Source organism: Paenibacillus endoradicis, assembly GCF_024721975.1.
Genome location: NZ_JANQBB010000002.1, coordinates 828,566 through 841,810, shown reverse-complemented (window position 1 = coordinate 841,810; position 13,245 = coordinate 828,566). Strand labels below are relative to the sequence as shown.

The 13,245-nt window shown below is 39.3% G+C and carries 12 protein-coding genes; 5 read left to right on the top strand and 7 right to left on the bottom strand.

What is annotated here, in order from left to right:
• Positions 1 to 230 precede the first annotated feature (230 nt).
• From NV377_RS09695 to NV377_RS09680, 4 genes are all read right to left on the bottom strand, one after another.
• Positions 231 to 926, bottom strand: coding sequence for an urease accessory protein UreF (locus NV377_RS09695; protein WP_258200995.1), 696 nt, complete (start codon positions 924 to 926; stop codon positions 231 to 233).
• 64 nt (positions 927 to 990) lie between these two features.
• On the bottom strand, positions 991 to 2,694 hold the full coding sequence (gene ureC, locus NV377_RS09690; protein WP_258200994.1) for an urease subunit alpha: 1,704 nt from the start codon (positions 2,692 to 2,694) through the stop codon (positions 991 to 993).
• Complete coding sequence (gene ureB / locus NV377_RS09685) at positions 2,687 to 3,064, bottom strand: urease subunit beta (RefSeq protein ID WP_258200993.1); 378 nt, start codon at positions 3,062 to 3,064, stop codon at positions 2,687 to 2,689. The genes ureC and ureB overlap by 8 nt, the downstream gene beginning before the upstream one ends.
• A 20-nt stretch (positions 3,065 to 3,084) precedes the next feature.
• Positions 3,085 to 3,390, bottom strand: coding sequence for an urease subunit gamma (locus NV377_RS09680; protein WP_258200992.1), 306 nt, complete (start codon positions 3,388 to 3,390; stop codon positions 3,085 to 3,087).
• Between the two features lie 267 nt (positions 3,391 to 3,657).
• Here NV377_RS09680 and urtA point away from each other — a divergent pair, with 267 nt between their 5' ends.
• From urtA to urtE, 5 genes are all read left to right on the top strand, one after another.
• A complete protein-coding gene (gene urtA, locus NV377_RS09675; RefSeq protein WP_258200991.1) occupies positions 3,658 to 4,911 on the top strand; it encodes an urea ABC transporter substrate-binding protein in 1,254 nt (417 codons plus the stop codon).
• Positions 4,912 to 5,410: 499 nt separating this feature from the next.
• A complete protein-coding gene (gene urtB, locus NV377_RS09670) occupies positions 5,411 to 6,316 on the top strand; it encodes an urea ABC transporter permease subunit UrtB (protein WP_258200990.1) in 906 nt (301 codons plus the stop codon).
• A 109-nt stretch (positions 6,317 to 6,425) separates the two neighbouring features.
• Positions 6,426 to 7,442, top strand: coding sequence for an urea ABC transporter permease subunit UrtC (gene urtC / locus NV377_RS09665; RefSeq protein ID WP_258201163.1), 1,017 nt, complete (start codon positions 6,426 to 6,428; stop codon positions 7,440 to 7,442).
• Positions 7,393 to 8,160, top strand: coding sequence for an urea ABC transporter ATP-binding protein UrtD (gene urtD / locus NV377_RS09660; RefSeq protein WP_258200989.1), 768 nt, complete (start codon positions 7,393 to 7,395; stop codon positions 8,158 to 8,160). The genes urtC and urtD overlap by 50 nt, the downstream gene beginning before the upstream one ends.
• The gene (gene urtE / locus NV377_RS09655; protein WP_258200988.1) at positions 8,147 to 8,842 is read left to right on the top strand and encodes an urea ABC transporter ATP-binding subunit UrtE; all 696 of its coding nucleotides are present in this window, start codon (positions 8,147 to 8,149) and stop codon (positions 8,840 to 8,842) included. The genes urtD and urtE overlap by 14 nt, the downstream gene beginning before the upstream one ends.
• A gap of 189 nt (positions 8,843 to 9,031) precedes the next feature.
• On the opposite strand, the gene efeB is transcribed toward urtE, so the two are convergent.
• From efeB to NV377_RS09640, 3 genes are all read right to left on the bottom strand, one after another.
• On the bottom strand, positions 9,032 to 10,270 hold the full coding sequence (gene efeB, locus NV377_RS09650; RefSeq protein WP_258200987.1) for an iron uptake transporter deferrochelatase/peroxidase subunit: 1,239 nt from the start codon (positions 10,268 to 10,270) through the stop codon (positions 9,032 to 9,034).
• A gap of 83 nt (positions 10,271 to 10,353) precedes the next feature.
• Positions 10,354 to 11,523, bottom strand: coding sequence for an iron uptake system protein EfeO (gene efeO, locus NV377_RS09645; protein ID WP_258200986.1), 1,170 nt, complete (start codon positions 11,521 to 11,523; stop codon positions 10,354 to 10,356).
• 21 nt (positions 11,524 to 11,544) lie between these two features.
• Positions 11,545 to 13,044, bottom strand: a complete 1,500-nt coding sequence (locus NV377_RS09640) for an FTR1 family iron permease (RefSeq protein WP_258200985.1) — start codon at positions 13,042 to 13,044, stop codon at positions 11,545 to 11,547.
• Positions 13,045 to 13,245: the final 201 nt, after the last annotated feature.

Genomic DNA, 13,245 nt, shown 5'->3' with positions numbered 1-13,245 from the left:
AAACAAAACTTTTCATTTTCTTCTCGATACTACATCTCGCAAATGAAAAGTAGCATCGAAAGCAAAATCTAATTTTTCATTAACATCATGGTATGCTTCTAGTAAATGAAAAATTTCATCGGAAGCATAAACAAAACTTTTCATATGTGAATCATTGATGCCATTAGCAGTTAGCTATGTGAATAGTTATTAACGATAACTATTCATTACATCAAACATTGCAATATCATTTATGACATAAATAATCTTGAATATAATGTTTCATGTTCCATCGCCAAAATATCATGCACCGCTGAGAAGCTGAATGGCTTCGAAATATTATGCTTACACAATTCCGACCATTCCTCCACCGCATATTGTTGCATACGGCGAATTAATAACTGTCCATCGGTTTGCCCCATCGACATTAAACGAATGCCGCTATTGACCATTGTTTGAATACTCGTGTATAGATAGCCATGGACAGCGGTATTAACATCGATATCGAGATGCCAAGTTATCCATGTAAATACAATGGGAAATGTTCCATAGCCTCCATGTTGAGCAAGTATGTGTTCTAACTTATCTAATTTAGCTTCAGGATAGAGGGATTTACCGAGTTTAATTAATCTTTTACCCATTTTGTGCATACCATGACGCGTTTCGCGAGGTGAGCGCTGGGTATGAAATATACTATCTAATTGTGCGATCTGCTTATCATCATTCTCTTGAAGTGCTGTATAGATGCAACTGATTGTGATCGCATCCATTGGGACGATAGAGCTATGAATTTGACCAGCGATATATTGTTCTAATTGTTGTAGTGTGGTGACATGATGTCGTTGTACAAAAGTTTCCAAACCGAACGAATGCGAGAAGCCACCGATCGGTAATGCAGAATCTAATAGTTGTACATAGGAGAGCAAGGAAGTAGGAGAGGGGATCATAGGCAACGCCCTTCCACTGAATGAAGCATCAGTAAATTTGTAATAAGTAATCTAGAATAAGATTTTAGAATAAATAATAACGCTGAGCCATTGGTAATATTGAGGCTGGTTCGCAAGTAATGTGCTTACCATCAACTTTTACCTCATACGTCTCGGGGTTAACTTCAATATGTGGAGTTTCACTATTATGAATCATATCTTTTTTGCTAATCGTTCTTGTGTTACGAACAGCCGCTATTTTTTTTTGTAGCCCTAGTTGTTCATGAACGCCAGCTTGATACGCTGCTTGTGAGATAAAGGTAAAGGAGCCTTGAGCAACAGCTTTTCCGAATGATCCGAACATCGAGCGGCCAAATACAGGCTGAGGTGTTGGGATGGAAGCATTAGGATCACCCATCTGTGAGTAAGCGATAAACCCACCTTTTAAGATCATCTCAGGTTTAACTCCGAAGAAGGAGGGTTGCCATAGAACAAGATCGGCCCATTTACCAACTTCAATAGAGCCAACTAGATCTGAGATTCCGTGTGCAATTGCAGGATTAATCGTATATTTTGCAATATAACGCTTAATACGGAAGTTGTCGCTTAGTTCCTCAGAACCGCGTTGCTGTTTCATTTTGTCGGCAGTTTGCCAAGTACGAGTAATGACTTCGCCAACACGTCCCATTGCTTGAGAATCAGAGCTAATAATACTGAACACACCGAGATCATGTAAAATGTCTTCGGCAGCAATTGTCTCTGGTCTAATTCTAGAATCGGCAAACGCGACATCCTCAGGTATGGAACTATCTAGATGATGGCACACCATTAACATATCAAGATGCTCTTCAATTGTATTAATTGTAAATGGACGAGTAGGGTTAGTTGATGAAGGAATCACGTTCATATGTCCAGCTGCAGTAATAATATCTGGAGCATGACCACCACCAGCACCCTCAGTATGGTAAGTATGGATCGTGCGACCTTTTATGGCTGCAAGTGTATCTTCTACAAACCCCGATTCATTCAAAGTATCGGTATGAATAGCGACTTGAATGTCATATTGATCAGCAACAGTAAGACAAGTATCTATTGAAGCGGGAGTAGTTCCCCAATCTTCATGAAGCTTCAAACCGATAGCTCCAGCTTCGATCTGCTCAATTAGCGGTTCTGGCGTAGAGCAGTTTCCTTTACCGAGTAAGCCAATGTTCATAGGGAATGCTTCTACAGCTAAGAGCATCTGGTGAATGTTCCATGCACCAGATGTACATGTTGTAGCATTGGTTCCTGTAGCGGGACCAGTACCTCCACCAATCATCGTCGTAATTCCAGAGGCAAGCGCTGTTTCAATCTGTTGCGGACAAATAAAATGAATATGGGTATCAATACCGCCCGCTGTTACGATTTTTCCTTCACCAGCAATGACTTCTGTTGATGCACCAACAATTAGTTGTGGATGTACACCGTCCATCGTATCAGGATTACCTGCTTTACCAATGCCGACAATGACACCATCTCTAATTCCTATATCTGCTTTTATAATTCCCCAATGATCCATGATGATGGCGTTAGTAATGAGAAGATCAAGCGCTCCTTGGGCACGTGTAATACGTGCGGATTGCCCCATACCATCTCGAATAACTTTACCCCCACCAAATTTACATTCATCGCCGTAAACTGTGTAATCTTGCTCAATCGTTGCCCATAGTTCTGTATCAGCTAGTCTAACTGCATCACCAGTCGTAGGTCCAAATATTGAAGCATATTGTGTTTTGGTCATTCTAGCCATGGAGTACTTTGCCCTCCTTCCAGTGCATAAGACGTTCCTTTAACTCGGGATCATCATCAAAACTTATTGCTTTTCCGCTTGTTAAATGATTCAGGCCATATACTTCTCTTGTTCCACCTAAAGCAACCAATTCAACAGGTTTTTCTTCACCTGGTTCGAATCGAACGGCGGTGCCAGCGGGTATATTCAGACGCATGCCGAAAGCTAATACACGATCGAATGCAAGTGAACGATTAACTTCATAGAAGTGAAAGTGAGAACCAATTTGAATAGGGCGATCGCCTTGGTTAATTACGATAAGAGAGGTAGTGCTACGACCACTATTGATTTCTATATATCCTTCAGCTATGCGATATTCTCCAGGAATCATATTCGTGGCTCCTTTCGTTGTTACTGTCTAATCGGTTCATGTATCGTTACTAACTTTGTACCATCAGGAAAAGTTGCCTCCACTTGTACCTCAGTGATCATATCTGGAATACCTTCCATACATTGCGCTTTTGTCAGTATTGTTCCCCCATAAGACATTAGCTCGGCAACAGTTTTACCTTCACGAGCGCCCTCCATAACCTCAGAAATAATAATGGACATCGCTTCAGGGTAGTTAAGTCTAATTCCTTTATTCATTCGCATACGAGAAAGATCAGCCGCGTAACTGATTAAAAGCTTCTCTCTCTCACGATCAGTTAAGTGCATGGTTGGAAATCACCTCCATTAGTGTAATCAAATAGTATTATATGTCAACATATGTGACATTAGCATACAGTAATGAAACAATCATTTGTACTTTTATACCTATTTTTGATAGAAATAAATAATCGTGAACTAAAAATAGATTTTTATGTAAACTATATTGACGTAAGGGGAAAACGTTCCTATAATTGGAAATACGAACATTAAACGTAAAAAAAGAGAGAATGTTCGATAAACAAGCAATATCAAATGGGAAAAGGGAGTGGAGTAATGAAGAAAAAAACATGGAGTAGTGTGATGGCATTGGTAGTTGTAGCATGTATGGTTGTAACAGGATGTAGTAACAATGGTTCTGCTGTTACTCCAACAGCTACACCAGAAACAACAGGATCAACAACAGAATCAGGGGATACAATTAAAGTGGGGATTCTTCATTCGTTAAGTGGAACGATGGCAATTAGTGAAGTTTCTGTTAAAGATGCTGAAATGATGGCAATTAACGAAATTAACGCAGCTGGTGGTGTACTTGGTAAGCAAATTGAGGCTGTTGTTGAGGATGGAGCTTCTGATTGGCCGACGTTTGCTGAAAAAGCGAAAAAGCTACTTCAACAAGACGAAGTAGCTACTGTTTTCGGTGGATGGACTTCAGCAAGTCGGAAAGCAATGTTACCGGTGTTTGAAGAGCTAAACGGCCTACTTTGGTACCCAGTACAATATGAAGGTTTGGAATCTTCTCCAAATATATTCTACACTGGCGCTACTACGAATCAACAAATTGTGCCTGCGGTTGAATGGTTACTTGAAAACCGTGGTACGAGTTTCTTCTTATTAGGTTCTGATTATGTATTCCCACGTACCGCTAACAAAATTATTAAAGCACAACTAGAAGCTTCTGGCGGAGAAGTTGTAGCTGAAGAATATACACCGCTTGGATATACAGATTACAGTACAGTAATTAGCAAGATTAAAGAAGCGAAACCAGATATCGTGTTCAACACATTAAATGGTGATAGTAACGTTGCGTTTTTCAAACAATTAAAAGATGCAGGTATTTCGGCAAGTGATCTAACGACTTTGTCTGTAAGTGTCGCTGAGGAAGAGATTCGTGGAATTGGTACTGATGTTCTAGCGGGTCATCTAGCAGCATGGAATTATTATCAAACGACAGATACTCCTGAAAATACTACATTCGTAGAGGCTTATAAAGCAGCATACGGTGCAGATCGCGTAACGGCAGATCCAATTGAAGCTGGTTATATTGCAGTTTATCTATGGGCTGCTGCAGTAGAGAAGGCAGGTTCAACAGATGTTGATAAAGTAAGAGCTGCTGCTGCTGGCATTGAATTCAATGCACCTGAAGGTAAAGTTACGATTGACGGAGAAACACAACATATTTACAAAAAAGTGCTAATTGGTGAAGTGCAAACTGATGGAATGTTCAAAGAATTATATAGCACTGCTGAGCCAGTGAAACCAGATCCATATCTGAAGGGCTATGATTGGGCAACGGGATTATCTGAATAACAGAAAAATAATGAAGGTAGTAGATTTTGCTGTTAGGTTGCTGAATCTACTACCATCACATTAAAAGCTATATTATGTGACAAGTAAAAATTTGGCACAGAATCGCGACAGTATCTTAAGGAATTAATCATCCTCGAAAATTCACTTGTCAGCACCAAGAAGATGAGTTGAAGCTAGAGAGTGAGGAGCCGAGCGTACGTAGTGGGTACGTGAGCACCAGAACGAGCGATGAAACTCATATTCGTAGTCGAGTAATCTACGAAGCATAATCATCGTGATCACAAGTGAATGAAAAATAGAGTTCAAATAACTCACTTGTCAGCACCAAGAAGATGGCAAGAAGTTAGGAAAACGAGGAGCAGAGTGTACGTTACTGGTACACGAGTACCGCAGTCTTCCGATGAATGCCATATTCGAAGTCGTATAAGCATCAATAGCATAATCATCGTGATCACAAGTTAGTTAGTTGAACATCCTCTAAGGAAGGGAGTCGACGTATATGGAGGTCCAACTCCTACAACTCTTCAACGGCATAAGTGTCAGCTCAATATTATTATTAATCGCATTAGGGCTAGCGATTACGTTTGGATTAATGAATGTTATTAATATGGCTCATGGTGAGTTTATTATGATTGGAGCTTATGCAACATATGTTACACAACAAATATTCTCAGCTATTTTTCCTGCTAGCTTATTCGGTTACTACTTCCTTATTTCAATTCCAATCGCATTTTTTATTGCCTTTATTTTTGGTTATGTGCTTGAAATTAGCTTGATTCGTTTCCTATATGGTCGTCCCTTAGATAGTTTACTTGCAACATGGGGAGTGGGGTTAGTTCTGCAACAATTGGCAAGATCTATATTCGGTGCACCGAATGTTGCAGTTGTATCTCCTGAGTGGCTGAATGGCGGACTCGAAGTAATGAACGGAATTTTCTTACCATATAAACGTCTATTCATTATTGCACTTGTTACTGTTGTATTAGTTGCTATGTATTTATTCATATATCGTAGTAACGCGGGAAGAAGAATGAGAGCAGTAATGCAAAATCGTGAAATGGCTGCTTGTCTCGGTGTTTCTACAAGACGGGTAGATTCCGTTACGTTTGCCATCGGTTCAGGAATTGCCGGAATCGCAGGTTGTGCTATTACTTTACTTGGTTCTATTGGCCCATCTCTAGGTACGTATTATATTATCGACGCATTTATGGTTGTTGTATTAGGTGGGGTAGGAAAATTAATTGGCTCTGTTGTTGGCGCGTTTGGAATTGGGATCACAGGCACGTTCTTTGAATACTGGACGAATGCCTCTATTGGAAAAGTTCTCGTATTTATTGTTATTATTGCATTCTTACAGTGGAAGCCGAAAGGGCTTGTTGCTATGAGAACAAGGTCTTTAGATTAGAGGGGGACTTGAATTGATCCTACAAAGTATTAACTCACCACTGAGGAAAAAAATAATCCTTTCAGTAACCTATAGTATAGTTGTAGCTTTGTTGTTATTTGCGCCTCTTATGTTATCAGATTTTCGTCTTAGTTTACTTGCAAAATTTCTTGCTTTCGCGATTGTGGCAATTGGATTAGATTTAATATGGGGTTACACAGGTATTTTAAGTTTAGGGCATGGTGTGTTTTTTGGTCTAGGTGCTTATTGTATGGCGATGTTTTTGAAATTAGAGGCAACAGGTGGGAAATTGCCTGACTTTATGAGTTGGAGCGGTTTGAATGAAATCCCTTGGTTTTGGAAGCCATTCGAACATGCAGCTTTTGCGATACCAGCAGGTATTCTAGTTCCGATGGCAGTCGCTTTTATATTAGGATTTTTTACTTTTCGAAATCGGATACGCGGTGTGTATTTTACGATATTAACACAAGCACTCGTTATCATTATGACAACGTTATTTATCGGTCAACAGCAGTACACTGGTGGAACGAATGGTATTACAGGTTTTCAGACGATATTTGGCTTTGCATTAAAGGAACAATCGACAAAGGTTGTATTGTATTGGGTCACGTTAATTATGCTAATCGTAGTATTTTTCATATGTCAGAAGCTAGTGAAAAGTCGTTCAGGACGTGTGCTCAGAGCAGTACGTGATGCAGAGAATCGTGCCAGATTTATCGGTTATAATCCTTCAAGCTATCAACTATTCGTATTCTGTGTATCAGCGGGAATTGCTGGGTTAGCAGGTATGTTATTCGTACTACATGTGGGCATTATATCGCCAACATCAATGGGGATTATTCCGTCTATTGAAATTGTATTATGGGTAGCGCTAGGTGGTCGTGGTTCATTAATTGGTGCAGTTATAGGAGCTATTGTCGTAAATGCTGCGAAGAGTGGGTTAAGTGAAACTTTCCCTGATACTTGGTTATTTTTCATGGGAGCATTATTCGTCATCGTAGTCGTATTTTTACCAAAAGGGTTAGTGGGATTGTCTCAGCAAATTGTTGCAAGAATTAAGAGGAGGCTTGGTAAAGATGACAACAGTACCTATTCTGTCTTGCGAGAAAGTGACAGTAGCGTTTGATGGCTTCAAAGCGGTTAATGGGATGAATTTGGAGTTAATGCCTGGTGAACTTAGATTTCTAATTGGTCCCAATGGTGCAGGTAAAACGACGATGTTAGATGTTATTTGTGGGAAAGTTAAGCCTGCATCAGGAATGCTTCGCTTTAATGGTGATATTGATATTGGTAGAAAGAAAGAATACCAAATAGCTGAGTTAGGAATTGGACGTAAATTTCAAGCGCCATCGATCTTTTTTGGTCTAACTGTGTATGAGAACTTAGAATTAGCAATGAGTCAAAACCGTAGCGTTGTAGCTACATTACGAGCAAAATTATCACAGGAAGATCATATTCGAATTATGCGTCAACTCGATATGATTGGACTTTCTCATCGTGCAGCAACCGTTGCTGGAGGCTTATCTCATGGACAGAAACAGTGGCTTGAAATTGGTATGATGCTAATGCAAGAACCTATGCTTCTACTATTAGATGAGCCTGTTGCTGGAATGACAGATACCGAGACGGAGAAGACAGGTGAGTTACTTCAAGAGATAACGAAAGAACGAACAGTTGTCGTTGTTGAGCATGATATGGACTTTGTAAGAAGTTTTGCGACAAAGGTAACCGTTATGCATGAAGGGAGACTGCTGAAAGAAGGGACAATGCAAGAAGTTCAAAGTGATAAGGTCGTGTCAGAAGTATATCTTGGACACGGGAGGGATAACCTTGCTGTCAGTTAAACAAATTGAGTCAGGTTATGGAGAGAGCATTATTTTACGCGATGTTTCTATAGAAGTAAAACCAGGGCAAGTCGTATGTATCATGGGCCGTAATGGTGTAGGAAAAACGACATTAACGAAAACAATAATGGGCGCATTGAAGTCAAAAACAGGGAGCATTTCGTACAACAATCAAGATATTACGAAGCTTCCACCATATGAACGCTCACGACTAGGCATTGGATATGTACCGCAAGGTCGTGAAATATTTGCTCAATTAACGGTCCAGGAGAATTTATTGCTTGGACTTGAGGCGAACCGCACAGTGAAGAATGGTGTGCCGCAGTCTTCAATCGAAAAATTTCCCGTTTTATCATCGATGTACAATAGAAAAGGTGGAGATTTAAGCGGAGGTCAGCAGCAGCAATTAGCATTTGCTCGCGCGCTTGCTTCAAAACCGAAGTTACTATTACTAGATGAACCGACGGAGGGTATTCAACCTTCGATCGTGCAAGATATTCAAGATGTTATTCGAGGGATTAAAGCTCAAGGAGAAACTGCGATTTTACTTGTGGAGCAAAGTATTGATTTTGTCAAAAGTGTCGCGGATTATTATTACATTATTGAGAAGGGGGCGATTGTTGCAGAAGGTACAATTGAAACCTTTGATGATGCGGTAGTTCGCCAACATCTTGTAGTATAACTCACGTTGTATAGTTACTATTGGTTATTAACGATCTGAGTGAAATCATAATATAGAATGCAATTATTAATATAGAGTGCCCCATTATTTCAAATTGGGACAACAGCAAAAAGAAGCTCCGATTGATGATCGGAGCTTCTTTTGCTGCGACTTAAAAATGATATAAAAAACATCGTATAATGACATTAATTATCCTTCAAGAATAGCTTGTCCAATATATTGACCTTCTTTCAGTCCTGCAGGACAAGCATACATGCCGCTAGCAATATGAACAGCGTATTCATTAAGTAAATCTTGATTTTGCATCATGCGGAGCATCGGAATAAATTGCTTCTCTGGATTTTTCTGATAGCTAATAAACAGTAATCCTGCATTCACATTTCCTGTACGAGCATCAATACCATCGGTGTAAGAGTAAGCACGTCGATGAATAAGTTGCTTTGATTCCTTCGCAAGTCTTACATGAGAATTAAGGGGTAATGCAGCAGTATTCACCATATCGAATTCAGCATTTTTGCTATAGGGTGCGCCAGATTCTTTATAACGACCGAACGTATCTTCCTGATCAGTTAATGATGAACGGTCCCATACTTCTAATAACATACTTATTTTACGATAAGCTAAATATGTGCCGCCCTGCATCCAAGCAGGTTCATTGCTACTAGCCCATATAACTTCATCGTAACCTTGCGTGGATTGATGAAGCTGATTGGCTGTTCCATCTTTGAATCCAAATAAGTTACGTGGAGTATCTTGTGAATGAGCACCACTAATAAATCCTTCCTGCAACCAATTAACGCTCGCTTTACCTGTGGCTAGACGAATGAGATTACGCGCCGCATGAAAAGCAACTTGTTGGTTTTCAGCGCAAACTTGGATGATAACATCCCCATCAGAAAGTGATGAATCTAGTTTGTCTTTTGCCATCCGTGGGATATCCTTCAAATGCTGTGGTAATTTATGAGCAATTCCGAATATATCTATTCCATTTTTATTGAAGAAAGAAGGGCCGAAGCCAACGGTTACGGTTAGACGGGCCGCCCCATGTTCTAATGTTTCGCCTGTATCACTAGGCGGGAGTAGTGGGTTATCACCTGTTCTCATCTTTCTACCTGTTGTACTTAAAGCAATAAACTTCGTCCAATCTTTAAACAGAGTAATAACTTCATGTTTATTTAAAGACGTTATATTCATACTAAGCAAATACATATAGGATTGTTGAGGAGTAATAATACCTGCTTGATTCGGACCGTAGAAAGGAATCTGTTCATCTGTACTAGTAGCAGAATTAGTGGTGCTGGAAATAAGACTAGCCTGATTCACTCCTGCCATGCCAGTTGCTCCAATAGCCAATCCTACGCCTATTGATGCAGAAAGCTTCAGGAAATCACGACGCGACAAATTATCTTTTTTCTCTTGTTGTTTCATAATCCTCACTCCCTAAAACTTTACGTACTATAAGATTAGCTTCCAGCAACAAAAAGTTGCTCGGAAGCTAATAACATTAATATTTACAGGATTGTTGCTGTTTGTGACATTAGATTAGAAAGTTGGCTAATTTGATCACTTATTGTTCTAATTTCTTCTGTAGATAATTGATCATACGATATATATTGTCCATCGGTCTGATGAGTTCTTAGTGTAGCTTCAAGCACTTGAAATTGTTGATCAAGTTGATCTGCAAGCTCAATATTTTTTTCGTTCAATGCTGGAATAATAGCTAGATAGACTTGTTTGGAACCATCTACATTAGCAGCAAAATCAACAAGATCGGTATGAGAGTAAATCTCTTCTTCTCCAGTTATTTTAGAGATGGCAGCTTCATTCAATAATTCCATGGCACCAGCGACCATAGCTTTTGCTTCCAGTTCAAGTGATTGAATTTGCTTCTGAAGCTCTTCGGTATCCTTCACTAGTTGATCTCCGTAAACGTCCATACCTTCTAATGAGTTATCTTCCCAAAGCGCTTTCTCGATGCGGTGGAAGCCAGTCCATTCCGCTTCAACTTCAACATCAGCGAGTCTAGCGTCGATGCGAGGATCAAGATCACCGAAGCTTTCTGCGATCGGTTCAATAGTTTCGAAGTATACGCGAGCATTAGAATATTCACGCTTAGCTGCTTCAACATCTCCTGCTTTTACAGCTTCTACAAAAACTTTAGTCGTGTTAACTAATTGAGCTGCCTGCTCGTCTACATAACCTTTATAATTCGCAACGGCTAGAGCAAGTAGTTCAGACGTACTACTATTCGTTTCTTTAGCGTTATAAAGAACGGTCAATGAATTCTGTAAATTATCAGCTGTTACGGCTAAAGCATTTAGATCGATTTTATCATAAGCAGAAGCAGAGAAAATAGGCATTTCATACTTCTCAACTTCAGTATATTCTAGCGGGAAAGTTTGACGGACGGCATTCTCGAAACCTAGCCAAATATCATTAATTGATTTGCCAAGAGTTTTCACATCATCCACTTTTCCTGTCGATATTGCTTCTTGCAGCTTCGTTGTTTCTGCTTGTAACTTTGCAGTTTCCGTCTGAATAGCGCTTAGTTCCGCAGATTGCTGATCTACGACTTCTGTATTACCGTTTGCTTCAGTATTACTATCATTACTGTTACTACATGCGCTCACCATAATCATTGCACTAAGCAGTAACGTCATCCATTTCATTTTCTGTTTCATAGTTTCATTTCTCCTGTCGCTCTAATTTAATATTATATTTTTTCGACTACTTTTTCGATAGCTGATACGCTGTAAAAGTAACACGCTAAGAGCAAGCAGTACAAATAATAACTGCGGTAAAGTGCTATACCAAGATGGATACAGACTAATAATGTTTAGCTCAGGTAAGTATTGATGTACAGTCGATGGAATAAGACCTGCCATTTGCAGACTATGAATTCCTGAGCCCATAAATTTGAAGCACATATAAAAAACAATTAGACTAGAGATTAAAAATATAGGTCGGAGTGGAAGTTTACCGCCGAATTTGATCATAATAAATGCAATTAATATAAGTACAGCGAAACCGAACAATATTCCACCTATAAGTTCCACTATACTCATCTTACCCGCCATACCAATTAAGAAAATGACAGTTTCAAGTCCTTCCCGAACTATCGCAAAAAAGGTGAGTAGGGCGAGAGAGAGCATTTTTCCATTAGATATCGCAGAGTGGCTTTTGGAATGAAGCATTTGATTATATCGCTTAACATCAGAGTTACGATGAAGCCAATAGCTTACATATAATAGTAGTAGGCTGGCTAATACACCAGTCCAACCGTTTATCAATGAGTTGTTATTGCCAAATGATGCCGTTGAGATCCAGAAGGCTACTAGAAAACCGATTACTATGCTAACGAGTAGACCAATTGATGAGCCTCCGATAATCCAACGTTGTGCATTTCGTGATTCTGCCTTTTTTGCATACATTAGTAATGTTCCTACTACAAGCAATGCTTCAAGACCTTCACGCAAAGGGATGAAAGCAGCATCTAGCCATGAATAATGAGCATTCATTAATGGTGTTAATTGTTGAATCATTTCCTCTAGTAGTGGCAGCACTTCTGATCGCTGATCAGCATTATTAAGATAAGCATCAACAAGTACAAGATTACGCTCCGTAAGAGTATAGACAATCTGAGATTGACTAACGACATCACCTTCAACAGATAGCCATTGTGCTTGAAGGTGTCTAATAGTAAGTTGAGCCTCTTCAAGTTGATCGCGTTCAACCATGTCTGTCAGTTCTCTAATTTTCATGATGTACGTGGATAATGTCATATTTTGATTGCCATCATTATCGATATAAGCACCATCTGCATAGTTCTTCAGTGAAAAGAGCAATGAATCTAATTGATCCACTGCTTGCTGCTTCTCTCCAGTTAATAAGGTAAGAGAAATTGCTGCAATATGCCCATCTATTTCTAGAGACATGTCGAGAGATTGTAGTTTTACATCTTTTTTATTGACATTCCACCATTTTTTTATCATTGCAAATGTGCTGGTTGCTTGATCTAACTGATCTGAATCAAGTGATACTTTCATTGCGTTTGTATAGTCAATAACAGTTTCAATTGAAGTAATCTCAGATGCGACTGCCGTTTGCGTTAAGGGAATAGCGAAGATAGAGAAAGATAAAAGTAGAACAAGGCATATCATTTTAATAGCGGTATATGTGTATGTTGGTGGATTCTTTGACATATGAAGCCTTCCTTTCTAGCTATCCAATTCCGCAGTAAATGATAATACTTCTCATTTACTGCATTCAGTATAGTCCTCCAAAAAAGAGTATGTCAATACATTAGTTCTAAAATACTTAAATTGTAATTAATACATATTTATAGTGAATCCAAACTATGAATATTTGGATATGCATGAATATTGCAGTTAGTCATGCAAGTA

Bases quoted from the DNA above. Each gene is read 5' to 3' on its own strand.
- NV377_RS09695 (WP_258200995.1), bottom strand. From the start codon at position 926: ATGATCCCCTCTCCTACTTCCTTGCTCTCCTATGTACAACTATTAGAT.
- ureC (WP_258200994.1), bottom strand. From the start codon at position 2,694: ATGGCTAGAATGACCAAAACACAATATGCTTCAATATTTGGACCTACG.
- ureB (WP_258200993.1), bottom strand. From the start codon at position 3,064: ATGATTCCTGGAGAATATCGCATAGCTGAAGGATATATAGAAATCAAT.
- NV377_RS09680 (WP_258200992.1), bottom strand. From the start codon at position 3,390: ATGCACTTAACTGATCGTGAGAGAGAGAAGCTTTTAATCAGTTACGCG.
- urtA (WP_258200991.1), top strand. From the start codon at position 3,658: ATGAAGAAAAAAACATGGAGTAGTGTGATGGCATTGGTAGTTGTAGCA.
- urtB (WP_258200990.1), top strand. From the start codon at position 5,411: ATGGAGGTCCAACTCCTACAACTCTTCAACGGCATAAGTGTCAGCTCA.
- urtC (WP_258201163.1), top strand. From the start codon at position 6,426: ATGTTATCAGATTTTCGTCTTAGTTTACTTGCAAAATTTCTTGCTTTC.
- urtD (WP_258200989.1), top strand. From the start codon at position 7,393: ATGACAACAGTACCTATTCTGTCTTGCGAGAAAGTGACAGTAGCGTTT.
- efeB (WP_258200987.1), bottom strand. From the start codon at position 10,270: ATGAAACAACAAGAGAAAAAAGATAATTTGTCGCGTCGTGATTTCCTG.
- efeO (WP_258200986.1), bottom strand. From the start codon at position 11,523: ATGAAACAGAAAATGAAATGGATGACGTTACTGCTTAGTGCAATGATT.
- NV377_RS09640 (WP_258200985.1), bottom strand. From the start codon at position 13,044: ATGTCAAAGAATCCACCAACATACACATATACCGCTATTAAAATGATA.